20 protein-coding genes and 1 pseudogene are annotated in these 21,950 nt (G+C 74.5%); 14 read left to right on the top strand and 7 right to left on the bottom strand.

Annotated features, from left to right (window positions below; genetic code table 11):
- Positions 1-318: 318 nt before the first annotated feature.
- The 5 genes from ACFVVU_RS09780 (at position 319) to ACFVVU_RS09760 (ending at position 4,543) form a co-directional block, all read left to right on the top strand.
- Positions 319-1,272, top strand: a complete 954-nt coding sequence (locus ACFVVU_RS09780; protein ID WP_387789011.1) for a glutathione S-transferase C-terminal domain-containing protein — start codon at positions 319-321, stop codon at positions 1,270-1,272.
- A 385-nt stretch (positions 1,273-1,657) separates the two neighbouring features.
- Positions 1,658-2,431: an SDR family NAD(P)-dependent oxidoreductase gene (locus tag ACFVVU_RS09775; protein ID WP_387789010.1), complete on the top strand. Its 774-nt coding sequence runs from the start codon at positions 1,658-1,660 to the stop codon at positions 2,429-2,431.
- A gap of 195 nt (positions 2,432-2,626) precedes the next feature.
- The gene (locus tag ACFVVU_RS09770) at positions 2,627-3,637 is read left to right on the top strand and encodes an aldo/keto reductase (protein WP_387789008.1); all 1,011 of its coding nucleotides are present in this window, start codon (positions 2,627-2,629) and stop codon (positions 3,635-3,637) included.
- Positions 3,638-3,693: 56 nt separating this feature from the next.
- Positions 3,694-4,113 carry an SRPBCC family protein gene (locus tag ACFVVU_RS09765; RefSeq protein WP_387789007.1) on the top strand — a complete coding sequence of 140 codons (420 nt, stop codon included), beginning with the start codon at positions 3,694-3,696 and terminating at the stop codon, positions 4,111-4,113.
- Between the two features lie 298 nt (positions 4,114-4,411).
- Positions 4,412-4,543, top strand: coding sequence for a hypothetical protein (locus ACFVVU_RS09760; RefSeq protein WP_387789213.1), 132 nt, complete (start codon positions 4,412-4,414; stop codon positions 4,541-4,543).
- 51 nt (positions 4,544-4,594) lie between these two features.
- Here the strand turns inward: ACFVVU_RS09760 and ACFVVU_RS09755 are convergent, their stop codons facing one another.
- Entirely contained in the window at positions 4,595-6,139 is a 1,545-nt protein-coding gene (locus ACFVVU_RS09755; RefSeq protein ID WP_387789006.1) for an alpha/beta hydrolase, read from the bottom strand.
- 510 nt (positions 6,140-6,649) lie between these two features.
- Here ACFVVU_RS09755 and ACFVVU_RS09750 point away from each other — a divergent pair.
- Complete coding sequence (locus ACFVVU_RS09750; protein WP_380688811.1) at positions 6,650-7,081, top strand: hypothetical protein; 432 nt, start codon at positions 6,650-6,652, stop codon at positions 7,079-7,081.
- A gap of 273 nt (positions 7,082-7,354) precedes the next feature.
- Here the strand turns inward: ACFVVU_RS09750 and ACFVVU_RS09745 are convergent, their stop codons facing one another.
- Entirely contained in the window at positions 7,355-7,906 is a 552-nt protein-coding gene (locus ACFVVU_RS09745) for a YceI family protein (protein WP_380688809.1), read from the bottom strand.
- Between the two features lie 11 nt (positions 7,907-7,917).
- On the opposite strand from ACFVVU_RS09745, the gene ACFVVU_RS09740 reads away from it, so the two are divergent.
- The 5 genes and pseudogenes from ACFVVU_RS09740 (at position 7,918) to ACFVVU_RS09720 (ending at position 11,054) form a co-directional block, all read left to right on the top strand.
- A complete protein-coding gene (locus tag ACFVVU_RS09740) occupies positions 7,918-8,568 on the top strand; it encodes a hypothetical protein (protein WP_387789004.1) in 651 nt (216 codons plus the stop codon).
- A 10-nt stretch (positions 8,569-8,578) separates the two neighbouring features.
- Positions 8,579-9,220, top strand: coding sequence for a S8 family serine peptidase (locus tag ACFVVU_RS09735; protein ID WP_387789002.1), 642 nt, complete (start codon positions 8,579-8,581; stop codon positions 9,218-9,220).
- Positions 9,136-9,657 (top strand): annotated as a pseudogene (locus tag ACFVVU_RS09730) (S8 family serine peptidase); the annotation flags it as partial. The gene ACFVVU_RS09735 and the pseudogene ACFVVU_RS09730, both read left to right, overlap by 85 nt.
- A 113-nt stretch (positions 9,658-9,770) precedes the next feature.
- A complete protein-coding gene (locus ACFVVU_RS09725) occupies positions 9,771-10,322 on the top strand; it encodes a hypothetical protein (protein WP_387789000.1) in 552 nt (183 codons plus the stop codon).
- Between the two features lie 87 nt (positions 10,323-10,409).
- Positions 10,410-11,054 carry a GNAT family N-acetyltransferase gene (locus tag ACFVVU_RS09720; protein WP_380688803.1) on the top strand — a complete coding sequence of 215 codons (645 nt, stop codon included), beginning with the start codon at positions 10,410-10,412 and terminating at the stop codon, positions 11,052-11,054.
- Positions 11,055-11,301: 247 nt separating this feature from the next.
- Here ACFVVU_RS09720 and ACFVVU_RS09715 read toward each other — a convergent pair whose 3' ends face one another.
- Together ACFVVU_RS09715 and ACFVVU_RS09710 are read right to left on the bottom strand one after the other, a co-directional pair.
- Positions 11,302-12,696 (bottom strand): carbohydrate-binding protein, encoded by a 1,395-nt coding sequence (locus ACFVVU_RS09715; RefSeq protein WP_387788998.1) that lies wholly within the window; start codon positions 12,694-12,696, stop codon positions 11,302-11,304.
- 252 nt (positions 12,697-12,948) lie between these two features.
- Complete coding sequence (locus ACFVVU_RS09710) at positions 12,949-15,786, bottom strand: BTAD domain-containing putative transcriptional regulator (RefSeq protein WP_387788997.1); 2,838 nt, start codon at positions 15,784-15,786, stop codon at positions 12,949-12,951.
- 178 nt (positions 15,787-15,964) lie between these two features.
- On the opposite strand from ACFVVU_RS09710, the gene ACFVVU_RS09705 reads away from it, so the two are divergent.
- Positions 15,965-16,510, top strand: coding sequence for a hypothetical protein (locus ACFVVU_RS09705; RefSeq protein ID WP_380685999.1), 546 nt, complete (start codon positions 15,965-15,967; stop codon positions 16,508-16,510).
- Between the two features lie 65 nt (positions 16,511-16,575).
- On the opposite strand, the gene ACFVVU_RS09700 is transcribed toward ACFVVU_RS09705, so the two are convergent.
- Entirely contained in the window at positions 16,576-17,067 is a 492-nt protein-coding gene (locus ACFVVU_RS09700; RefSeq protein WP_387788996.1) for a hypothetical protein, read from the bottom strand.
- A 168-nt stretch (positions 17,068-17,235) separates the two neighbouring features.
- Between ACFVVU_RS09700 and ACFVVU_RS09695 the strand changes: the two genes are divergently transcribed.
- Both ACFVVU_RS09695 and ACFVVU_RS09690 read left to right on the top strand, forming a co-directional pair.
- A complete protein-coding gene (locus ACFVVU_RS09695; protein ID WP_380686003.1) occupies positions 17,236-18,057 on the top strand; it encodes an alpha/beta fold hydrolase in 822 nt (273 codons plus the stop codon).
- Positions 18,058-18,266: 209 nt separating this feature from the next.
- Entirely contained in the window at positions 18,267-19,484 is a 1,218-nt protein-coding gene (locus tag ACFVVU_RS09690; protein WP_387788994.1) for an alpha/beta hydrolase, read from the top strand.
- 73 nt (positions 19,485-19,557) lie between these two features.
- Here ACFVVU_RS09690 and ACFVVU_RS09685 read toward each other — a convergent pair whose 3' ends face one another.
- Both ACFVVU_RS09685 and ACFVVU_RS09680 read right to left on the bottom strand, forming a co-directional pair.
- The gene (locus tag ACFVVU_RS09685; protein WP_380689239.1) at positions 19,558-20,208 is read right to left on the bottom strand and encodes a dihydrofolate reductase family protein; all 651 of its coding nucleotides are present in this window, start codon (positions 20,206-20,208) and stop codon (positions 19,558-19,560) included.
- A gap of 118 nt (positions 20,209-20,326) precedes the next feature.
- Positions 20,327-21,919: a cytochrome P450 gene (locus ACFVVU_RS09680; protein ID WP_387788992.1), complete on the bottom strand. Its 1,593-nt coding sequence runs from the start codon at positions 21,917-21,919 to the stop codon at positions 20,327-20,329.
- Positions 21,920-21,950 lie beyond the last annotated feature (31 nt).

The raw sequence follows: 21,950 nt of genomic DNA, 5'->3' as shown, positions 1-21,950 counted from the left end.
CCGACTGCGGGACGGACGGGTGGCCTCCGGGCGCCCGTCGCGGTCGCGCGCGGCCGCGTTCCGCCCGTCGGCCCCGAGGGACCGCAGCGTCGGTCGAGGCGCCCGTCTCGTGGGGCGGCGCTGGATCGACGGCGTCGGCTCGCCGACCGGCCTCTGTCGCCCGTAGCGCCCCGGCCTCCACGCGCACTCGCGCCCGCCCCGCGCCGGCTGTCCGCCCGGCCCGCCCTCACCGCGTCCACGCACGGGGGTGGACGAACACGGTGCCCGGCGCGCGTGCTCCCGCCGCACCACCATGCCTTCACCTCCAAGGAGCCAGCCATGAGTGAGACCCTCCAGCACACCGATCCCGGGGCCGGGAGCGACGTCCCGAAGGCGGTGTACGCCGGCCCCGTCGACACCGCCGCCCACGGCGAGTACCGGATCACCAGGGCCCCGGGCGACGAGCGCCCGCTCTACCGCTTCACCGGACGGATCACCGCCGACGGCAGCAGCGGCTTCAAGGCCGAGCCCGGCCGGTACCACGTCTACGCGGGCTGGTTCTGCCCCTGGGCGCAGCGCGTCACCATCCAGCTCGCGCTGAACGGGCTGGAGGACGTCGTCTCGGTCTCGTACGTGGACGGCGAGCGCGACGGCCGGGGCTGGGCGTTCCGCGAGACCCACGGCCCGGACCCGGTCAACGGCTTCACCCTGCTGCGCGAGGCCTACGACCGGACCGAGCCCGGCTTCGACGGGCACGTCTCGGTGCCGACGCTCTGGGACCGGCACACCGGCCGGGTGGTCAGCAACGACTTCACCCACATCGGCATCGACCTGGCGACCCAGTTCGGCGAGTGGAGCAACGGGGCCGACACCTACCCGGAGGACCTGCGCACGGAGATCGACGCGCTCGACGCCGAACTGCACCTGGCGGTCAACCACGGGGTCGGCGCGGCGGCGGGCACCGACGAGGCCGGGCTCGCGGCCCGCGCCGTGCTGCTGGACGCCTTCGCGAAGCTGGACGTCCGGCTGGCCGAGCACCGCTACCTGCTGGGCGACCGGCTCACCGAGGCGGACGTGCGGCTCTGGGTGACGCTGGTGCGCTACGACGCCAGGTCCAACCACGACCGCTCGATCAACCCGGGTCTGGCCGAGTACCCGCACCTGTGGGCGTACGCCCGCGACCTCTACCGACTGGAGGCGTTCAACCGCACCACCGACTTCGCCACCTTCACGCTGCCCGGCGCACAGCTGCCGGACTGGAACGCCCCTGCCGAGCGGCCGCGGGCACGCTGACCCCGACCACGGTCCCGGAGGGCCGGCGCCCCGGGGAGTCGCGGCCCCGGGGCGCCGGCCCTCCGCGCTCCAGGGGCCGTCGTCGGCAACGCGTCGAGATCACCCGGGCGGGCCAACGTTCCACGCAGTCGGCCGCCGTCGCGGCGATGCTTGTTCTGGCCGCCCGGGACGCCCGTCGGGCGTCCGCCGCCGGCCCGGAGCCGCCCAGCCTGCCGGCCCGGTCCTGCGCTTCGGGGCGCTTGGCCGCGCCCGGCCGTCGCGAGGGGCGCACGGACGCAGGGGCAGCGGCACCGACTTCGGCGGCCCGCGTCCGACGAGCTTTGGATGGCAGGCCCGGCAGCGGCCCCGCAGCGAGCCGCTCCCACCGAGAAGAGGTGTTCGCCCGATGCAGATCGATCTCAGTGGACGTACCGCGCTGGTCACCGGGTCGACGGCCGGAATCGGCGCGGCCACCGCGCAGTCGCTGGCCGCCGCCGGTGCCGACGTCGTGGTCAACGGCCGCAATGCCGAGCGCGTCGCCGAGACGGCGGAGCGGGTCGGCGGGCGCGGCATCGCGGCCGACGTCGGGACGGCGGAGGGGACGGCCGAGCTGATCCGGCAGCTGCCCGACGTCGACATCCTGGTCAACAACACCGGTGTCTTCGAGACCAAGCCGGTCTTCGAGATCCCGGACGAGGACTGGCTGCGTTTCTACGAGGTCAACGTGCTCTCCGGCGTGCGTCTGGCACGCCACTACGCGCCACGGATGGTCGGGCGCGGCTGGGGTCGCGTGATCTTCGTCAGCAGCGAGGCCGGCGTCCAGACGCCGCCCGACATGGTCCAGTACGGGGTGACCAAGACCGCGCAGCTGGCCGTGTCTCGGGGCATGGCGCAGGAGGTGGCCGGCAGCGGTGTCACGGTGAACTGCGTGCTGCCCGGGCCGACGATGAGCGACGGCGTGCTGGCGATGTTCGAGGAGCTCTATCCCGGCCACGACCCCGCCGAGCAGGAGCGGCGCTACCTGGCCGAGAACCGCGCGGCCGCGTCCCTGCTCAGACGGCTGATCCGGCCGCACGAGGTGGCCAGCATGATCACCTACGTGGCCTCCGAGCAGTCCTCGGCGACCACCGGCAGGGCGCTCGGAGTCGACGGCGGCCTCCTGCCCACCATCCTTCCCTGATCGGCGGAGCCTGTGGTGCGCGGCCGAGCACTTGCATTAGCCAGCGTGTGCAACTATTGTCTTCACATGTAAGGCGCTTCCGCATCTATCCGGAACGCCCCGCCCACCCCTTGAGGCATCCACTCCTTCCCGCCTCATTCCCTGTGCCCGGGACGCCGTCATGTCCCCGGCAATGCTGATCGAAAAGGTACTGTCATGTCCCTGAAGAAGATCCTTCCCGGCAAGCTCGGCTTCGGCACCGCCCCGCTGGGCAACATGTTCCGCGCGATCCCCGACGAGGAGGCCGCCGCCACCGTCGAGGCCGCCTGGGACCAGGGCGTCCGCTACTACGACACCGCCCCCTTCTACGGCGCCGGCCTGGCCGAGGAGCGCCTGGGCGAGGTCCTCGCCACCAAGCCGCGCGAGGAGTACGTGCTGTCCACCAAGGTCGGCCGCGTCATCCTCGACGAGGTGGAGGAGGGCGAGCGCGACCTCGGCGAGAAGGGCGGCCTCTTCGAACACGGCAACCCCAACAAGGTCCTCCACGTGTGGACCGCCGACGCCACCGAGCGCTCCATCGAGGACAGCCTCAAGCGCCTGCGCACCGACCGCCTGGACATCGTCTGGGTCCACGACATCGCCCAGGACTTCCACGGCGACGCCTGGCTGAGCAAGTTCGAGGAGGCCCGCACCGGCGCCTTCCGCGTCCTGTCCCGCCTGCGCGACGAGGGCGTCATCAAGGCCTGGGGCCTGGGCGTCAACAAGACCGAACCCATCGAGCTCACCCTCGCCCTCGACGAACCGCAGCCCGACGGCTTCCTGCTCGCCGGCCGCTACACCCTCCTCGACCACGACCACGCCCTCCAGCGCCTCCTGCCCCTCGCCCAGGAGCAGAACGTCGACATGGTCGTCGGCGGCCCCTACAGCTCCGGCGTCCTCGCCGGCGGCACCCACTTCGAGTACCAGCCCGCCCCGCAGCACATCCTCGACAAGGTCGCCAAGCTGAAGGACCTCACCGCCCGCCACGGCGTCTCCATCAAGGCCGCCGCCCTCCAGTTCTCCCTCGCCCACCCGGTCTCCGCCGCCGTCATCCCCGGCGCCACCAGGCCCAGCCGCATCGCCGAGGACACCGCCGCACTGAACGAGACCGTCCCCGCCGCGTTCTGGACCGACCTGCGCGCCGCCGGCCTCGTCAGCCCCGCCGCCCCGCTGCCCCACGGCGCCTGAGCCACACCCCCCACCCCCGCACACCGCCCCCACCGCAGTACACAGGAGAAATGATCATGGCCTCCACCTCCGTCAGCCGCACCGTCCCCGCCACCCCCGAGAAGGTCTGGAACCTCATCGGCGGCTTCGACGCCCTCCCCGACTGGCTCCCCTACATCCCCGAGAGCGTCGCCTCCCAGGGCGGCCGCGTGCGACAGCTGAAGAACCTGGAGGGCGAGGTGATCGTCGAACGCCTCGTCGACTTCAACGAGACCGAGCGCCAGTACAGCTACGCCATCCTCCAGGCCCCCTTCCCGGTCGACGGCTACGTCTCCACCATCCGCGTCCACACCGTCCCCGGCCGCGACGACCTCGCCGAGGTCCAGTGGTCCGGCCGCTTCAACCCCGTCAACGCCACCGACCAGGAGGTCGTCGACCTCTTCACCGGCATCTACGCCGACGGCCTCGACGCCCTCGACAAGACCCTCGCGGGCTGACACCGCCACCACGGCACCAGCCCCGGTAGCCCGGTAGCGCACAAACCCCGCGCACCGGGCTACCGGCGTTCACGGATGACCCTCCGGTCGGCACCTCGCCGGTGGCCCGCTGCCTTCCTCGCGGGCGGCGCGGCCACCGTTCGTATGCTTGTCCACCGAGTGGTGGCGCCGACCTGTGGACGCTCACCAACCTGGCTTCCACCTCGCCGGACTCGATCATCGCCGGGGTCGAACCGAAGACCGGCCTGTTCGCCTCGTTCGCCATGGGGGCCGGTGACGGTGACGGTGGCCAGGTGCTGTGGTCCACCGGGTCACCGGAGAGCTGTTCTTCGCCTCCAGCGACGACCTCGTCGGCCGGTTCGACTACGCGGGCGGCCCCGGCAAGGTCGTCATCGACCTCACCGGCGCCCATGTCTGCAACCCCCGCTGACCGTCCTCGTCGTTCCCGACGAACCGGTCGACGCCGGATCTCCGGATCGGGTCACCGGCCGCCGCAGGTCGCGTCCTTGGCGGGCAGCCTGCCGGTGGTCAGGTACCGGGCGACGGTGGCATCCGCGCAGGAGGGACCGTTGACCACCACGCCGTGGCCCTCACCGCCGGCCACCGTGATCATCCGCGAACCGTGCAGTGCCCGTCGCATGCCCTGGGCCGCGGCCAGTGGCGTCCGCGGGTCCCACCGGTTCTGCACGATCAGTGCGTCGACGTCGTTGTTCACCACGGTGGCCGGTTCGCGGGACGGCGACTTCCAGAACGCGCACGGCTGGATGTTGGCCCCCAGGTCACCGGCCAGGGGGTACTTGGCGCGGTCCCGGACCACGTCCTGGCGGTACTGCTCGGGGTCGCGCGGCCAGCTGCGGGTGTCGCCGCAGTAGACGGCCCACGCGACGGCTGAGGGGTTGTCCGCCGGAATGTCTGCGGTGAACGCCCCGGCGGCCTCTGTGCGGGCACCGGGCCCCGCAGTCGGCGCAGCCGTCGCAGCCGTCGCGGCGGTCGCCGTGGCCGGAGCGGGCGTTCCCCCGTCGGCCGCGGCCTTCAGCGCGACGATCCACGGCGTCACAGCCTCCAGGTGGACGAAATCGGTGTAGGCGGAACGGATCGCGCCGCCGTCGAGCGCCCCGCCCTCCGCCGGGACGGGCGTACGGTCGGCGCGCGCGATGAGCTCCCAGTACGTCCGGCGGACGTCCGCCGGAGTCGCGCCCAGCCCGTACACGGCGTCGTGCGCGGCGGCCCACTCGGTCCACCGGGTGAAGGCGAGTTCGGCCTCCGGGGCCCATCCCCGGAACGATCCCCGCCACACGAGCGCGGGGTCGACGGCGCTGTCGAGCACGAAGCGGTCCGAGCGCTGCGGGAACATCTGCGTGTAGACGGCGCCCAGATAGGTGCCGTACGAGTGCCCGAAGTAGGAGATCCTCCGCTCCCCGAGGACCGCCCGCACGACGTCCATGTCCCGTGCCGTGTTGCGGGTGGTGAGGTGCGGCAGCAGGTCACCGGCCTCGGCCCAGCACTTGTCGGCCACCGACCGGGCCCGGGCCACGTCCTTCGGGAAGGTCCGCGTGCTGTAGGGGTGGAGGCCGGTCTGCTCGTCGTCCGTCAGGTCACAGCCGACCGGCGTGCTCCGACCGGCCCCGCGGGGGTCGAAGCCGATCAGGTCGAACCGCTCGCGAACCTCCGCCGGGAGCAGCGGCTCCATCTCCACGGGCATGGTCAGTCCGGGACCGCCCGGACCCCCGGGGTTCATCAGCAGCACGCCGTGCCGCTCCTTCGGGTCGGCCGCCGCGACCCGCGACACCGCGAGGTCGATCGTGCGGCCCCGGGGGTCGGCGTAGTCCAGCGGCACCTTGACCTTCGCGCACTCGAACGCGGCCGGGCGGCCCTCCTCGCAGCGCTCCCAGCGGAGTTCCTGCTGCGCGTACCGCTGGAGCGGATCCCCCGCCGCGAACGCCGTCGCGGGGGTGAGCGCCGCCATCACGGTGGTCAGCGCGCCGACTGTCAGCGCGGAGATCATTCGTCCGTCTCGCAGAACCATGCCAGTCCTCTGTGCAGATCGGTGTCGGATTGCCTCCAGTCTCCGTAGCAGGACCTGCGACCCTCGTCCGACGCCGGGATGGGCTTCCGGTCCGACCTGAGAGGTAGGCGGACGCCCCGGCCTGGGGCCGGAGTCCTGCCCCCGGTCGATCACCGCTCAGGGTGGACGACCGGTCAGCCGACCGCCGCCGAGGGTGCCGTGTGCACCCGGGCCCGCCGCGCGGGTGCGGTGGACAGCGGGCTCGGCCGCCCCCGCCCGCCGGGCCCGTCGGCCCGGCGGGGGCCGTCCCGACCCCTAGGGGACGGGGACCGGCACCCGGTGGAGGCCGTGCGGGCGCGTCGCAGATCCGGCCGACGGCCTGCGGCCCTGCTCACGGCGGGTGCGGCCACCGTTCGTATGCTTGTCCACCAACGGTGGCGGCACGCCCGGGCCCGGATCAGGACCCGGGTTGCATGCCGCGTGCTGCGGAGGGGGAGTGCGGACATGAGGACGCGGAGAAGGGGCACGGCCTTGTCGATCACCTACTTCGTGATGGGTGGTGCGTGCCTGCTGATCGCCGTGGTGATCGCGACCGGCCTGGTGTCGAAGTGGTCCCGTACGGGTGTGGAACACCTGGAGCACCTGATCCCGGTCCTGATCCTCGGCGTGCCGGGTGCGGTGCTGACGTTCCGTGCGCCGCTGTCCAGCGTCTCCTACGGGCCGGCCGGGCTGAGGTACTCCGGGCTGCTCGGGGCACGCTCCTACACGTGGGCGGAGATCCGGGAGGTCCGGGTGGCCGTCCTGGAGACCAGGACCTACTCGACCGACGTCCCCGAACTGGTACTGGCCTCCGGCGGGACGGACCAGCTGCACATGATGTCGGGTCACAGCTCGGGCGGTACCAACCGGCGGGTCAAGCGGCTGGTGGCCGATCTGGAGGCGGCGCGCGCGGCCGCGTCCTGATGCCACGGTCCCGGCGGGCGCCGGAGGCCGCTCCCACCGCCCGATGTCGGTGGTGCCTGACGGGAAGCCACCCATGTACACCGACCCCGGCTCAGCCGGACTGTACGCCTTCGTCGTCCGCGCCAAGCCCGCCACCTGCGCGGGCGACGCCGTCCAGGCCCGGGTGGCGCGGCCTCGCCGCCCACGACGGCGAGACCGCGGCCGGCCACCGGGCTGCCCGCCGCATCGTGGGCAGCCTCGTCCTCGCCCGGGGAGCCCCGGCTCGGACCCGGCTCAGACCTGCTTGATCGCGGAGATGTCGAACTCCAGGACGACCTTGTCGCCGACCAGGACGCCCCCGCCCTCCAGGGCCGCGTTCCAGGTGATGCCGAACTGCTTGCGGCTGATCGTCACCGAGCCCTCCAGGCCCACGCGCAGGTTGCCGTACGGGTCGACGGCGTTGCCGGTGTACTCGAAGTCGATGGTGACCGGGCGGGTGGTCTCCTTGATGGTGAGGTCGCCGGTGACCCGGAAGTCGCTGTCGGAGCGCTGCTCGACCGAGGTGCTGCGGAAGGTGATCTCGGGGTAGGTGGGGGCGTCGAGGAAGTCGTTGGTGCGCAGGTGCTGGTCGCGCTGTTCGACGCCGGTCTCGATGCTCTCGGACTTGATGGTCACCTGGCCGGCCGAGCGGGCAGGGTCACCGCCGTCCAGGTGGGCGGTGCCCTCGAAGGCCGTGAACGAGCCCCGGACCTTGGTCACCATGGCGTGGCGGGCGACGAAGCCGATCCGGGTGTGGGCGGGGTCGAGCACGTAGTCGCCGGTGAGGTCGGGGAGCGGGACGGTCATGGTGTGCCTCCGTGCTGGTGCGGATCCGTCAGGACGGCGGCGCGGCCGGTCCGGCCGCGCACTCCAGCATCATCGCGTGTACGAAGGCCTGCGGCAGGTTGCCCCGCAGCTGCCGTTGGGCGATGTCGTACTCCTCCGCGAAAGGCCAGGTGGACCCGCAGCAGCCGCGCGCGGCCTCGAACCAGCGGGCGGCCTGGACCGCCTCGACCTGCGCCGGCGGCGGTGGCTACGCCGTTCAGATCGGCGGCCGGGTTCCGAACGGGGGACCTTCCGCCAGCAGTAGCGGTGGTGGGGGCAGTGGTGGTGGCGGTGGGGGCAAGTTGACGGCGACGGTGCGGGATGTGGGCGGCGAGGAGGCTGTTCACGATCAGTCGCACAGCAGCAGCGGTGGTGGTGGCGGGGGCAAGTTGACGGCCTCGGTGCGGGAGGTGAGTTCGGAGGAGGCGGATCACCACCAGTCGCACAGTAGTAGCGGCGTAGCAGGAGGCGGTTCGCTCGAAGCCCGGGTGGCGGACGCGCTGCGGCCGGTCATCGAGGCGGAACTGAAGGCGAGCGCGACGCGGCCCGCGACCGGTGCGGCCGGACCGGCCAAGCCGTCGGACAGCGCCGGCGGATCCGCGGGTGCCGCGGGCCCCGCCGGCCCGCCGCCGGCCAGCGCGTAGGGCGCGGACGATGAGCACCCCGACCACCCACGAAGCGCCGCAGGTGAGCCCTGCCACGTCCGCATCCCCGTTGGGCCTGGTCATCCTCAAGGTGGCCGGGCGGTGCAACCTGGACTGCACGTACTGCTACGAGTTCAACCTGGCCGACCAGACGCTGGCGGCGGGCCCGAAGACGATGTCGCAGGTGGTCTTCTCCGCGACGATCGAGCGGATCCGCCGTCACGCCGAGCGCAGCGGCCAGCGCTCGGTCACGCTCTCCTTCCACGGCGGGGAGCCCTGCCTGATCGGAGCCGCGCTCTTCGACCGCTGGTGCACCGAGGCCCGCCGGGAGCTGGCCGGCCTGCGGGTCAGGATCGCCATGCAGACCAACGGGATCGCCGTGCTCGACGACGGGACCGAGGCCGGCCACCCCGAGTTCGCCGGAAAGCTGGGCCCGCAGTACGACTTCGCGAGCCACACGGCGGACGCGTCGCCGAAGTCGGACTTCGAGAACCACGGCACCGCCTGCGCGGGCGTCGCCACGGCCCGGGGCCTGCGCGCCGCCGGCGCGGCCCCGAGTGCACCCTCATGCTGGCCCGGTTCCCCGACTTCCTGGGCTCGGCCGACGAGGCCCGGATGTTCCAGTGGGCGGCGGACAACGGTGCCGACGTGATCAGCTGCAGCTGGGGTCCGCCGGACGGCCGGAGCGGGTACGTGCCGCTGCCCGGCAGCACCGAGGCCGCGACGGCCTACTGCGCCCAGCAGGGGCGGGGTGGAAAGGGCATCCCGATCTGCTGGGCGGCCGGCAACGGCAACGAGGCCGTCGACACCGACGGGTACTCCTGCAACCCTGACGTCATGGCGATCGGCGCCACCACCGACCGGGCGCGCCGCGCCTGGTGCAGCGACCACGGCAACGCCATCTGGATCTGCGCCCCCTCCAGCGGGGCCGCGGCGCTCGGCGAGCACGCCGTCATCACGACCGACCGCACCGGCAGCGCCGGTTACAACGACGGCAGCGAAGGCGTCGACGCCGACTACACCGACTCCTTCGGCGGCACGTCGGCGGCGGCTCCCGTGGTGGCGGGCATCGCCGCCCTGGTCCTCTCGGTCAGCCCCCGGCTGACGGCGGACGACGTGCGCGGCCTGCTGCGCGACACCGCCCGGACGATCGGCTCGGGCTACGGCCCGGACGGCCACAGCCCGGACTACGGTTCGGCCAGGTGGACGCCTACGCGGCCGTCCGGGCGGCGCAGCGGCAGGCACCGACCCGGCCCGCCGGGACGCCGTCCATCACCGGCCCGGTCACCGCTGTCCGGTCCGGCCCGCCGCCGGTCTTCGCCCTGGACCTCACCTCCGGCGGCAACCAGCTGTACTACGCCGTCGAGGTGGCGACCGATCCGCGGCTCTTCCAGCGCCAGGCGCACCAGGGCGACCGGACGCCGGACAACGTCTACGCGAGCTGGCTGGACTCCCCGTTCCTGCGCTGCGCCGGCTACCGGCTCCCGGACCGGGCCTGGCAGCGGCTCGGGCAGGCCGACGCGCTGTACTTCCGGGCCTGGTTCAGCACCTCGCCGACGCAGTGGCAGGGGGCCTTCGCCTCCACCGAGGACGCGGACTTCCTCCAGGCGCCGACGATCGCCGTCACGTCCGGCGCCGACGCGGCCGGGGCGCCGACTACCCGTGATGCGCCGGCGACCCGTGATGCGCTTCCCGCCGTCCGCGCGGCGGTGCGCGGCCTCGACCCCGACGAGCAGGCCTGGCGCCGCTGGTGACCGCCCGCCGCGGCCGCCCTCCGGCGCGGCCGTCGCCCGGTCGAGTAATATGCCATATCGGTATGTGGCTATTACAGGGGGTGGCGGGTGGACGAGCCCACCGTCAACGAGCTGGTGCGGGAATGGGTCGGGGGCTGGATCGTGTCGCGGGGCGCGGCCGATCCGGTGGACGAGCCGTGGGGCTGGAGCATCGACGTCGGGCAGCCGCGTCAGGTGGCCCGGCACGTCCTTCCGGAGCCCACCGAGGCCGACGTCCGGAAGCTGGTCGCGGCCACCACCGCGCCGGGCACCTGGCTGAAGCTCTTCGCCGACGACGACACCGTCCGGCCCTGGCTCGGCCCCGGCTGGCACCACGACGTGCCCGGCTACCTGATGACCGTGCCGCTCGCCGCCGGGAGCCCGGCGGTGCCGGCCGGATACACCCTCACCAGCTGGTGGCGCGGCGGCGTGGTCCGGGTGCTGGTCCGCACCGGGGACGGCCGGTTCGCCGCCCGCGGCCAGCTCGCCGTCACCGGGGCGACCGCCGTCGCCGACCAGATCGAGACCGACCCCGGGCACCGCCGTCGGGGGCTCGGCTCGCTGGTGATGCGGACCCTCCAGGACGCCGGGTACCGGGGCGGGGCCGCCACCGGCATCCTGGTCGGCACCCCCGAAGGGCGGGCGTTGTACACGGCGCTCGGCTGGAGCGTTCGCGCGCCCATGGCGAGCCTCTCCTACGCGCCCGAAGCGTGAACGCCGCCGCGCCGGTCCGGACGCCCGGACCGGCGCGGCGACCGACGGCTCAGCGCCGGTTCAGCACTGCGGCCGCTTGCCGTGGTTGGCGCCTTTGCGGCGGGCCCTCTTCTTGCGGCGACGCTTCGAGGACATCGGGCCTCCTTGGTGGTTCGCCCCCGTCCAAGGTCTCACAGCCGCGGCCGGCCGTCGCGCCGTGTTGCTGCGGGCGGGGCAGCCGTACGGCCACCCCGCCGTCCGCCGGGGATCAGACGGCCTGCCAGAGCGCCGGCGCGTTCGGCGGCTCCCAGCCGACCTGCGCCTGGTGGCCCTGGAGGCAGCGGTAGGTGGTGCTGCCGTAGGTCACCGTGTCACCGGCCTGGTAGACAGTGCCGGCCGCCCAGGTGCCGCCGGGGTTGCCCGGGCCGCCGGGGCCGGGGCCCTGGGAGTCCGTCTTGAGCGTCAGGCCGTAGCCCTGCAGGATCGGGTTGACCGGCTGGAAGTACGTGGTGCCACCCTGCGAGCAGTTGCCGGTGCCGCCCGAGGTCACGCCCTGCGCCTGCGTGCCGGAGATGAACGAGCCGCCCGAGTCACCGGGCTCGGCGCACACATTGGTGCGGGTCACGCCGGAGACGGTGCCCTCCTGGTAGGTGACGCTGGTGCCGTGCTGCTGGATGGTCCCGCAGTGCCAGCCGGTGGTGGAGCCGGAGCGGCAGACCGAGGCGCCGACCTGCTGGAGCACCGAGCCGCTCACCGCTCCGGACGCGCTGTTCACGTACGGGGTCGCCGTCCAGCCGCTGTTGGTGGCGACCCAGGACATGTCGTTGCCCGGGAAGATCGAGGCCTGGAAGGTGCCCTGGGAGACCCGGTTGGACCCGGTCGTGCTGGAGCCCGCGCGGCCGCAGTGGCCCGCGCTGACGAAGCCCTGGGTGCTTCCCTGGGTGATCGGGAAGCCGATCGAGCAGCGGCTGCTGTTGTCGATGTAGTAGGCGTCGCCGCCGCGCAGGTCGTAGAGCGGGCGCGGGGCCTCGGCCACCGCCTCCACCCGGACGCCCGCCCGGTCCACCCCGGCGGCGGCGACCAGCCGCTCGGCCGCGGCCGGGTCGGTGGCCTGCACCACCACGGTGTTGCCGCGCACGTCGACGTAGCGCACCGCGGCGGCGAGCGCGTCGGTCCGGGCCGCGGCGCCGCGCTCGGCGGCCCGGTCGAGCGCGGCGAGCGCGCCCTCCAACGCGGCCAGCGGGCGGGCCACGAGCACCGGCCGGGCGCCGGCGGCGCGGATCGTCGCGGTGTCGGCGGCCCGGGTGGTGGCGACGGCCAGCGTGGCCGCGTCGGCGCCCTCCACCCAGGAGCCGGCCCAGCTGCCGCCCAGGCTCTGGGCGAGCGCCCCGGCCCGGGCTCCGGCCCGTGCCTCGTTGGCTATCCGGGACCGCGCCTGGCCGGCCGTCAGTCCGAGGTCGCGCTGCAGCGCGTCGAGCACCTCGGGCGTGGCGGCGGCCACACCGAGGGTCTCCGGTGCGGCCGCGGCGGCCGCGGCGGCGGCCCGGACGACCGGACCGGAGGCGGGGTTCGCGGCGGCACCGGCGGTGCCCTGAAGTGCGGTCAGCGCGAGGGCGGCGGTGGCCAGGACGGCGCACGCGGCCCTGGCGGGTCGTCGGAGCATGGGGGTCTCCCGCGTTCGGGGTGTGGGGGTTGCGGGAAACCGTAGGAGCCTCGTCCGCCGACGGGGGAGATGTCACCCGGGGGTACAGCCCCGGGCTATACCTCCACCGGGACGGCGCGGGCGCCGGCCGGCCGACTCCGTGGTACAGAACACCTTTTCATGGACCGTTTCGTCAAGACCGCCCCGGCCCCTTCAATGCCGCCCCCACCCCTTCAGTACCGCCCCCACCCCTTCAGTGCCGGCCCCGCTCCGTCAGCACCGTTCCCGCCCCGCCGCCCCGGGCGGCTCCGCGGGCTCGGCCCGCTCGCCCAGCGCGGCCAGCGCCGCCAGCACGTCGGCCCGCAGCCGAGGGTTGCCGGTCGTCCCGTCGATCACCGCGAGGGCCTGCCGCAGCCGCTCCGCCGCCTGCTCGGGATGGTCCAGCCGACGGTGGTGGTCCCCCAGGTGGTAGAGCGTGATGCCCTCCAGCACCGGGTCCCCGGTGGAGCGGTGGCGGTCCAGCGCCCGGTGCAGGTACTCGCCCGCCTCCCGGCCCCGGCCCGCCAGCATCGCGGTGACCCCGATGTTGGTCTCGCACACCCGGATCGCCCAGTCGTCCCGCCGGTCCTCCGGCTGCGCCCGGAGCAACGCCAGCGCCCCCTGGTAGTACAGCCGCGCCTGACCGTAGGCGCCGGTGCTGAGACAGTGGTCGCCCAGGTGGCCGATCACATCGGCCTCGCCGTCGCGGTCCCCGATCGAGGCGAACAGGGCACGGGAGAGCCGGAGTTCGGCGAGCGTCTCGTCGTGCCGGCCGAGCGCGCCGAGCGCCGTGGCGAGGTCGTTGCGGGCGTGGCCCTCGCCGTAGCGGTCGCCGGACCGCTCGGCCGCCGCCACCGCGAGGCGGGCCGCCTCCTCCCGGTCGTCCAGGTGCGGGCTGGTGAAGTAGTAGCTCCACAGGACCACCGGCAGCCGCCAGGCCAGGTCGTCGGGGCCGTGCCCGGCGGCGGCGCGCACCACGGCCAGGACGTGGGTGTGCTCGCTCTCGCACCACCGCTGGGCCTCGGCGGCGGTGCCGAACGCGGGCGGTTCGTACCACGGCCCGGGCGGGGCGAGCGGGATCCGCCGGCGGTGCGGGGTGAGCAGCCGGGCGGCGGCGTCGGCGTGGTGCAGGTACCAGGTGCCGAGCCGTTCGCGGGCGGCGGTGCGCACCGCCCGGCCGGTCTCGGCCTCGGCACGCTCGGCGGCGTACAGGCGCAGCAGGTCGTGCAGCCGGTAGCGGTCCTCGCCCTCGTGGGTGAGCAGGTGGGCGGTGGTGAGCTGTTCCAGGACGGGGCGCACGACGGCGGCGCGTTCGCCGCAGAGCGCGGCGGCGGCCGCCGTGGACAGGCCGGGGCCGGGGGCGAGCGACAGCAGCCGGAACAGGGTGCGGGCGGTGGCGGGCAGGGCGCGGTAGGAGAGGTCGAGTGCGGCGCGGACCGCCGAGGTGGCGTCGCCGTCGATCGCCAGGGCGGTGAGCCGGTCGCCGGTGTCGCGCAGTTCGGCGACGTGGTCGGCGACGGTGCGCCCGGGGCGTTCGGCGAGCCGGCTGGCCGCGATGGCCAGAGCGAGCGGCAACCGGCCGCAGACGGCGGCGAGTTCGGCGACGGCGGCCGGCTCGGACCGGGCCCGCCGGCCGCCGATGACGCGGTCCAGCAGGGCGACGGCGTCGCGCGCCGGCATCAGGTCCAGGGCCAGCGGACGGGCGCCGTCCCGGGCGGTCAGCCCGGCCAGCCCGGAGCGGCTGGTGACCACGGTCAGGCACTCCGGCGCGCCCGGGAGCAGCGGCCGGACCTGTTCCGCGCTGCGCGCGTTGTCCAGGACGACCAGGACCCGCTGGCCGGCCAGCAGGGAGCGGTAGAGCGCGGCGGCCTCCTCGGGGACGCTCGGCACCTGCTCGCCGGGCACTCCGAGGGCGCGCAGGAAGCGGGCCAGCACGGCGTGCGGCGGCAGCGGCGGTTCGGCGGAGAAGCCGTGCAGGTCGGCGTAGAGCTGGCCGCCGGGGAAGTGTTCGCGCCGCCGGTGCGCCCACTGGACGACCAGGGTGCTCTTGCCGATCCCGGCGCTGCCGGAGACGGCGCAGATCCGGGCGGCGGGCGCGGCGGGTGCGGCGGGCGTGGCGCCGGACGGGGCGGCCGGCGGCACGGCGGCGTCGGCGAAGGCGTCGAGGCCGGCGAGTTCGCCGTCCCGTCCGGTGAAGGTGGCGAGCGGGGGCGGCAGTTGGGCGGGCCGGGGCGGCGTGGCCCGGGGCGCCGGGGGAGGGACGTCCGACGCCGGGGCGCGGCGCGGCCCGTCCGCCCGGTGCGGATCCGGCGCGTCCTCGCGGACCGCCTCGGTGCTGAGCAACTCCAGGTGCAGCCGCCGCAGTTCCGGGCTCGGGTCGAGCCCCAGCTCCTCCGCCAGCCGGGTGGTGAAGCGCCGGTGCGCGGTCAGCGCGTCGGCGGTGCGCCCGCAGGCGTGCAGCGCCCGCATCAGCTGCCCGACGAACCGCTCCCGCAGCGGGTGGTCGGTGACCAGTGCGGTGAGTTCGGGGACGCTCGCCCGGTGCCGGCCGAGCCCGGCCTCCAGGTCGAGGCACTCCTCCCAGGCGGTGAGCCGCAGTTCGTCCAGCGGTACGGCGCCCGCGGCGATCGACTGCCCCGCCAGTCCGTCGAGCACGGGCCCGCGCCACAGTGCCAGGGCCTCGCGCAGTTCCTCCACCGCCGCGGCGGGCTGTCCGGCGGCGGCCGTCCGGCGGGAGCGGGCGACCGCGTCGGCGAAGGTCCGGGCGTCCAGCCGGTGTCCGTCGAGCCGGATGCGGTAGCCGCGTCCGTCGGTGAGCAGCGCGGGCGGCCCGGCCGGGTCGGCCTGCCGGAAGCCGCGGCGCAGCAGCCCGGCCAGGTTGCGCACCTGGCGGTCGGCGGTGGCGGGCGGGTGCTCGTCCCAGACCGCGTCCACCAGCCGGGCCACCGGTACGGCGCCGCCCGCGTTGAGGAGCAGGGCGGCGAGCAGCCGCTCCTGCCGTACGCCTCCCAGCCGGACCCGCTCGCCCCCGCCGGTCCGGACTTCCAGCGGTCCCAGAATCGCGAACTCCATGCGCTTCCCCTCCCCAGGGTCCTGCACACCGCTGTCGGACCGTCGCGTTTGGTGACGATCTGATGACTAGATCATGCCAGAATCGTGCGAGCGGTTGAGAGGGTCGGTGTGTGCCGGCCCCGCAGGGGAACGGCGCCGTGATCACCCCCGCCCCGGAGTTCCCTGGAGGAACAGACCGATGAACCGCATCAAGCGCTTCGCCGCCGTCGCGGCCGCGACCGCCGTGGCCGCCCTCGCCCCGCTGACCGCCGCTCCGGCCGCGCAGGCCACCACCACGGCCAACCACCCCGGCTTGACCTGGGAGCTCCTCAACTACGGTGCGGGCTACGCCATCCAGGTCGGCGGCCCCGGCGGCACCGCGAGCGACCCGTACAACGGTGACACCCCGGCCTACTACTCGCTGCCGGTGCTCTGCCTCAACCAGGACAACCGGCCGGCCCCGCCCGGGATCGTCATCGGCTTCTACAACGGCTGGTCCCTGGGCGAGGTGGAGATCAGCCGTCCGGTGAAGGGGACGGAGCTGACCAGCCCGGAGGCGGCCAACACCATCTGCCGCCAGCAGTTCGGCCGCAACTGGCGGCAGGCCGAGTTCCACGACGGGCACTACGGCCCCAACTACTCGCAGACCGGCGGCTGGACGTTCTGGGCCAACGGCAACCTGCCCAAGAACGTCCGCTTCTGGGTGAACATCAACGACCAGGCCGCCAACCCCTGGGACAACTGACCGCCGTCGTCCCACCGCTCCCGTGGCCGGCCCCGCCCACCCGGGCCGGGGCCGGTCCCGCGCCGCTACCAGGCCTCGCCGGCCGCCAGCCAGCGGGCCCGGGCCTCGTGCTCGGCGTCGAGGTGGTTGTCGAGCCGCCAGCGCGCCACGTCGTAGTCCGGCAGGTGGCTCCACGCCTCGGCGGCCGTCAGCAGGTAGCGCCACAGCGTGCTGAGCCGGATCATCAGCTCCTCCACCGCGCCGTCGCCGGACCGGGCCCGGTCGCCCGGCCCCGGCGCGGCCTCCGCCGCGGCCCCGGTCTCCTCCGCCGCCCCGGCCGCCGCCGCGGTGGCCGCGGCCAGGGCGGTGAGCGCGCAGAGCACCTCCCGCGCGCTGCGGGTCAGGGCCGCCACCGTCCGGGACAGCGCGTCCCCGACCCGCTCCTCCTCGCTCCCCGGCGCGCCGGCCGCCGCGCGCAGCAGCACGATCCGGCGGCCGATGAACCCGGCCAGGCCGTCGATGTCCTCCGCGGTGATGTCGGCGGTGTACCGCAGCGCGGACCGGTGGGTGTCTGTCATACGGGTGTCCCCTCCCTCGGTCGGCCCGGTCCGGCCGACCGCCGGATCGGGCTCGCAGCCTCGGATATGGCACCCCGGAGGGAACGGTAAACCTCACGGGCCGTCCCGTCCGGGGCGCACCCGGGCGGGCGGGGGCGCACCGGACGGCACCGTGATGATCATCAAGGGGTGGCGCGTGCGCCCGTCCGCTGCGACCATCTGCGGATGATCACCCTCGCCGACGACCTCGGCCACCTCTCCTACGTCGTCTCCGGTGACGGTCCGCCCGTGGTGCTCGTGCACGCCGGCATCGCCGACCACCGCATGTGGGACGCGGTCGTCCCCGTACTCGCGCGGCGGTACACCGTCATCCGGTACGACCTCCGTGGCTTCGGCGAGTCCGCGCCCCCGGCCGGACCGTTCCGCGAGAGCGACGACCTGCGCCGCCTCCTGGACCACCTCGGCCACCAGCGCGTCCGCCTGGTCGGCAACTCCTGGGGCGGCCGGGTGGCCGTGGACTTCACCCTCACCTACCCCGAACGGGTCCACTCGCTGGCCGTGCTCGCCGCACCGTGGCCGCGCTACCCGTGGTCGGCCGAGATGATCGCCTACGACGAGGCCGAGACGGCGGCCCTGGCCGCGGGTGACCTCGACGCCGCCGTCCGCATCAACCTGGACATGTGGGTGCGCGGCCCGGCCCGCTCCTGGGACGAGGTCGCGCCCGGCACCGCCGACCGCCTGCGCGACCCGCTGCGGACGTCCTTGGCCAACCAGGCCGTCGTCGGCGAGCACTCCCGGGGCGTGGCCACCGGCGACCTCGCCACCATCACCGTTCCCGCCCTGGTCGGTGCCGGCGCCCTCGACGTCCCCGACTTCCGGGACATCGCCCGCCGCTACGCCGCCGCCATCCCCGGCGCCACCCTGGTCGAGTTCCCCACGGCCGGCCACCTCGTCCCGGTCGACGCCCCCACCGAGCTGCTCGCCGTCCTGGAGCCCCACCTCGCCGAGTAGGACCGGCGGGCCCGGCGCTGCGTCCTCATACCTGAGAGCCGGCCGGAGGACGGCTCCGCAGGGTGAGGCGCACCGGCGGGTCCGCTCCGTAGCGTGGTGTCCAAATGAACGGCTGGAGAGAACGAACCGAAAGACGCACCGGGAGGGTCCGGAGCGCCGGCAGCGCCGGCCGCGGCCGACCGGGGGACGAACCGGGCAATACTGATCACATGGAAAGGGCTGAGCAGGGCAGGGCGCGCGAAGCGCCGAACACCCTGCGGAAGGACATGCTCACGCTGGCCCCGCAGCCCATGCCGCCGATGGGCGGGCCGCGACCGCTGAGGTGGCTGCCGCAGCTCGCGGTCGCCGCGCTGGCGGTGTTCGCGGCCGTCTCCGCCACCGAGGACATCCTCCTGAGGCCCGTCGGGGTGATCCACGCCGCCCTGCTCCTGCCGGCGCTGTTCCGACCGCTGCCGGCCTGGTGGCTGTCGCTGGTGCTGCTGCCGGTGCTCTCCCTGGACCCGGCCTTCCGGCCGTACACGGGGTGGGCGTGGGCCGTGCACACCGGGCTGCTGTTCCTGGTCGCGCTGCGCAATCCGCCCCGGGTGATGGCCGCGACGGTGCTGCTGAGCGCCGCGCTGCTGCTGGGGCTGCAGGCGGCCGGTGACGGGATCGGGCCCTGGTACTTCACGGTGATCGTGCTGCTGATGCTGGCGAAGACCCCGGGCAAGCGGACCCCGGCCGTCGTGCTCGCCCACGCCGGTGGCTTCCACACCTTCGACAAGAGCGACCTGCGCGGCACCGGCCGCTGGCTCGCCGACCACGGTGTCGCCGTCTTCGCCGTCGACTACCGCCTGGCTGCACCCGACCGCCCCACCTGGGACAAGGCACCCCAGGACCTCGTCTCCGCCCTGAGCTGGGTGCAGCGCAACGCCGACACGTACGGCATCGACGGCTCGCGGATCTCGCTCGGCGGCATGTCGGCGGGCGGCACCCTGGCGATGAACACCGCCTACCGCCTCCAGAACGGCACGATCAAGGCCGCCGAGGGCGCCACTCCCACGCCCCCGGCCTCGGTGATCGGCTTCTACCCCGGCACCGACGTCGCCGGGATGTGGGAGGAGGACGTGGCCGGAACCCGCGAGGCGGCGGAGATGTTCACCGGCGGCACCCCGCAGCAGTACCCGGACCGCTACCGCGAGGTGTCCCCGACCTCCGACATCCGCGCCGGCCTGCCCCGCACCCTGCTCGTGGTCGGTGACCGCGACCGCAGCGCCCGCCCCGGAACCGTCACGGCCTTCGGCGACGCGCTCAAGGAGCAGGGCGTCCGGACCGAGGTCAGGGAACTGCCCTTCGCCGAGCACGCCTTCGACGACGCCTACGGCAGCCTCACCTCCCAGACCAGCCGGCAGATCCTGCTCGACTTCCTCCTGGAGGACGCGCGCTGACCCGGGTGCCCCGCGCGAGGCCCCGGCCGGGTCGGCCCGAGCTGTGGCCGACCCGGCCCGGTGGCTGTCGTCGTCAGGCCGGGTGGCGGCTGAAGGTCAGGTGGGTGACGCCGCTCGGGGCGGTGAAGGACTCGACGCGGAAGCGCTCCTCCAGGCCTTCGAGGCCGTCCCAGAGGCGCTCGCCGCGGCCGAGCAGGATCGGGACCACGGCGATGTGCAGGTGGTCGACCAGGTCGGCGGCGAGGAAGGCGCGGACGGTGGTCGGGCCGCCGCCGATGCGGACGTCCAGGCCCGCGGCGGCCTCCCGGGCCTGGGCCAGCACCTCGTGCGGGGAGCCGTCGACGAAGTGGAAGGTGGTGCCGCCCGCCATCTCCACGCTGGGCCTGGGGTGGTGGGTCATGACGAACACCGGGGTGTGGAACGGCGGATTGGGCCCCCACCAGCCCTTCCACTCGTACTCCTGCCAGGGGCCGCGCTGCGGGCCGAACTTGTTGCGGCCCATGATCTCGGCGCCGATGCCGTCGCTCCAGGTGCGCGCGACGGCGTCCTCGACGCCGGTGTCGCCGCCCTCCTTGCCGAGAATGGTGTGGAAGGTCCGGGTGGGGAAGAACCAGCGGTGCAGCCGGTCGCCCGCGTGGCCGAACGGGGCTTCCAGGCTCTGGCCCTCGCCCGTGCCGTAGCCGTCGAGCGAGAGGGAGAGGTTGTGGACGCGAACCAGGGACACGGGGACACCCTTCGACGGTCGGCGCCGCGCGGTGGTCGGCGGGTCCGGGCCGACTCTAGCCGCGCCCGCCGTCCCCGCACCGGGGGCGCGCCCACCGGGGGTGTCCCCGGTACCGCGCTCAGCGCCGCAGCCATCCGGTGAGGGAGTCCCACCACCCGCGCTGCGGCCCGGGAACCGCCGGCACCGCGTCCGTCCCGTCCGTCCCGTCCGTCCCTCCCGCCTCGTCCCCGTCGTCGGCCCCCACCACCTCGACCGGCTCCACCGCACGCGGCTCGGCGGGCGGGGTGGCCGGCACCGGCGCCGCGGCGTCCCTGCCGTACGCCATCGCGCCCGGCTGCTGATCGGGGGGCGTGAACTCCACCGGCAGCTCGACCAGATGGCGCGACAGCCAGGCCGAGGTCCAGGCCAGCTCCGACTCGGGGACGGCGAGGCGCAGGTCCGGCAGCAGGGTGAGCAGGCAGTCGATCCCGGACTCCGCGATGGCCCGGCCGATGTCCTGACCGGGGCACTCGTGCGGGCCGCTGCCGAAGGACAGGTGGGAGCGGTTGCCGTGCAGCGGCTTCGTCACATCGGGCCGCACCACCGGGTCGACGTTCCCGGCGGCGAGGCCGAGCAGCAGCATGTCACCGGACCTGATCCGCCGGCCGCCGAGCACGGTGTCCCCGGTCGCCCACCGTCCGGCCACCAGCGACATCGGCGGGGCGTCCCACAGCACCTGGTCCAGCGCGTCCGGCACGGTCATGTGACCGCCCGACAGGTGCTCGCGGAACCGCTCGTCGGTGAGGATCATCTTCAGGGTATCCGCGATCAGGTTGACGGTGGTCTCGTTCGCCGCCAGCAGGACGACCCGCAGGTGCTCCAGCACCTCCTCGTCGGTGAGTCCGGCCGGGTGCTGCATCAGCCGGGTGCACAGGTCGGGCCCGGGGTCGTTGCGCTTGCGCTCGACGGTGCGGCGCAGCGCGGCGACCACGTGGTCGTTGCTGGCGATCGCCGTCTCGGTGCCCTTCATGAGGTCGCGGGCCGCCTCGACCAGCCGCGGCCCGTACTCCTCGGGCATGCCGACCAGCTGGGTCATCACCAGCATCGGCAGGTGCTCGGCGAACCGGCTCACCAGATCGGCCCGGCCGCGCGCGCCGAACCCGTCGACCAGTTCGGCGGTGTAGCGGGTGACGAAGCGGCGGACCCCGCGCCGGTCGGTGCCGTTCAGACCGTCGGTGACGGCTCCGCGCAGCCGGCGGTGCTCCGCGCCGTCGGCGAAGACGCAGAGCGGCTGCCAGGCGATGACGGGCATCAGCGGGGAGTTCGTCGGGACCCGGCCCTCCTCGAACGCCGACCAGCGGCGCGAGTCCCGGGAGAAGCGCGAGGGCGTGCGCATCACCGTGAGGTTCGCGGAGTGGCCGAGGACCAGCCAGGCCGGGAGGTCGCCGTGCAGCAGGACGGGCGCCACCTCGCCGTACTCGGCGCGCAGCTGCTCGTACAGGCCCGCCGGGTCCGTCTCGGCCGCGGGCCCGTAGAGCCGGCGGAGCCCCGCGACGGGCAGCTCGTCGAGGCCGGGCTCGTCGGGGCCGAGGTCGTCGAGCGAGCCGAGCGAGCCGGGCGGGACGGGCGCGTCGAAGCGGGCCCGGTCCCGGCCGCCGGGGTCGCCGGCCCGGTGGGCGGGGCAGCCGGCCGGCGGGGCGAGGGCGGCGTCGTCGCGGAACGGTGAGGTCACGGTGTCTCCGGGGGTGGTCGACGGACGGGGG

This window comes from Kitasatospora sp. NPDC057965 (genome assembly GCF_042887135.1).
Lineage (GTDB): Bacteria > Actinomycetota > Actinomycetes > Streptomycetales > Streptomycetaceae > Kitasatospora.
The sequence above is the reverse complement of the archived record's forward strand: the minus strand, read 5'-3'. Positions and strand labels throughout refer to the sequence as shown.

Excerpts from the sequence above, each read along its gene's own strand:
- ACFVVU_RS09780 (WP_387789011.1), top strand. The coding sequence starts at position 319 with ATGAGTGAGACCCTCCAGCACACCGATCCCGGGGCCGGGAGCGACGTC.
- ACFVVU_RS09775 (WP_387789010.1), top strand. The coding sequence starts at position 1,658 with ATGCAGATCGATCTCAGTGGACGTACCGCGCTGGTCACCGGGTCGACG.
- ACFVVU_RS09770 (WP_387789008.1), top strand. The coding sequence starts at position 2,627 with ATGTCCCTGAAGAAGATCCTTCCCGGCAAGCTCGGCTTCGGCACCGCC.
- ACFVVU_RS09765 (WP_387789007.1), top strand. The coding sequence starts at position 3,694 with ATGGCCTCCACCTCCGTCAGCCGCACCGTCCCCGCCACCCCCGAGAAG.
- ACFVVU_RS09755 (WP_387789006.1), bottom strand. The coding sequence starts at position 6,139 with ATGGTTCTGCGAGACGGACGAATGATCTCCGCGCTGACAGTCGGCGCG.
- ACFVVU_RS09745 (WP_380688809.1), bottom strand. The coding sequence starts at position 7,906 with ATGACCGTCCCGCTCCCCGACCTCACCGGCGACTACGTGCTCGACCCC.
- ACFVVU_RS09735 (WP_387789002.1), top strand. The coding sequence starts at position 8,579 with ATGAGCACCCCGACCACCCACGAAGCGCCGCAGGTGAGCCCTGCCACG.
- ACFVVU_RS09715 (WP_387788998.1), bottom strand. The coding sequence starts at position 12,696 with ATGCTCCGACGACCCGCCAGGGCCGCGTGCGCCGTCCTGGCCACCGCC.
- ACFVVU_RS09710 (WP_387788997.1), bottom strand. The coding sequence starts at position 15,786 with ATGGAGTTCGCGATTCTGGGACCGCTGGAAGTCCGGACCGGCGGGGGC.
- ACFVVU_RS09705 (WP_380685999.1), top strand. The coding sequence starts at position 15,965 with ATGAACCGCATCAAGCGCTTCGCCGCCGTCGCGGCCGCGACCGCCGTG.
- ACFVVU_RS09700 (WP_387788996.1), bottom strand. The coding sequence starts at position 17,067 with ATGACAGACACCCACCGGTCCGCGCTGCGGTACACCGCCGACATCACC.
- ACFVVU_RS09690 (WP_387788994.1), top strand. The coding sequence starts at position 18,267 with ATGGAAAGGGCTGAGCAGGGCAGGGCGCGCGAAGCGCCGAACACCCTG.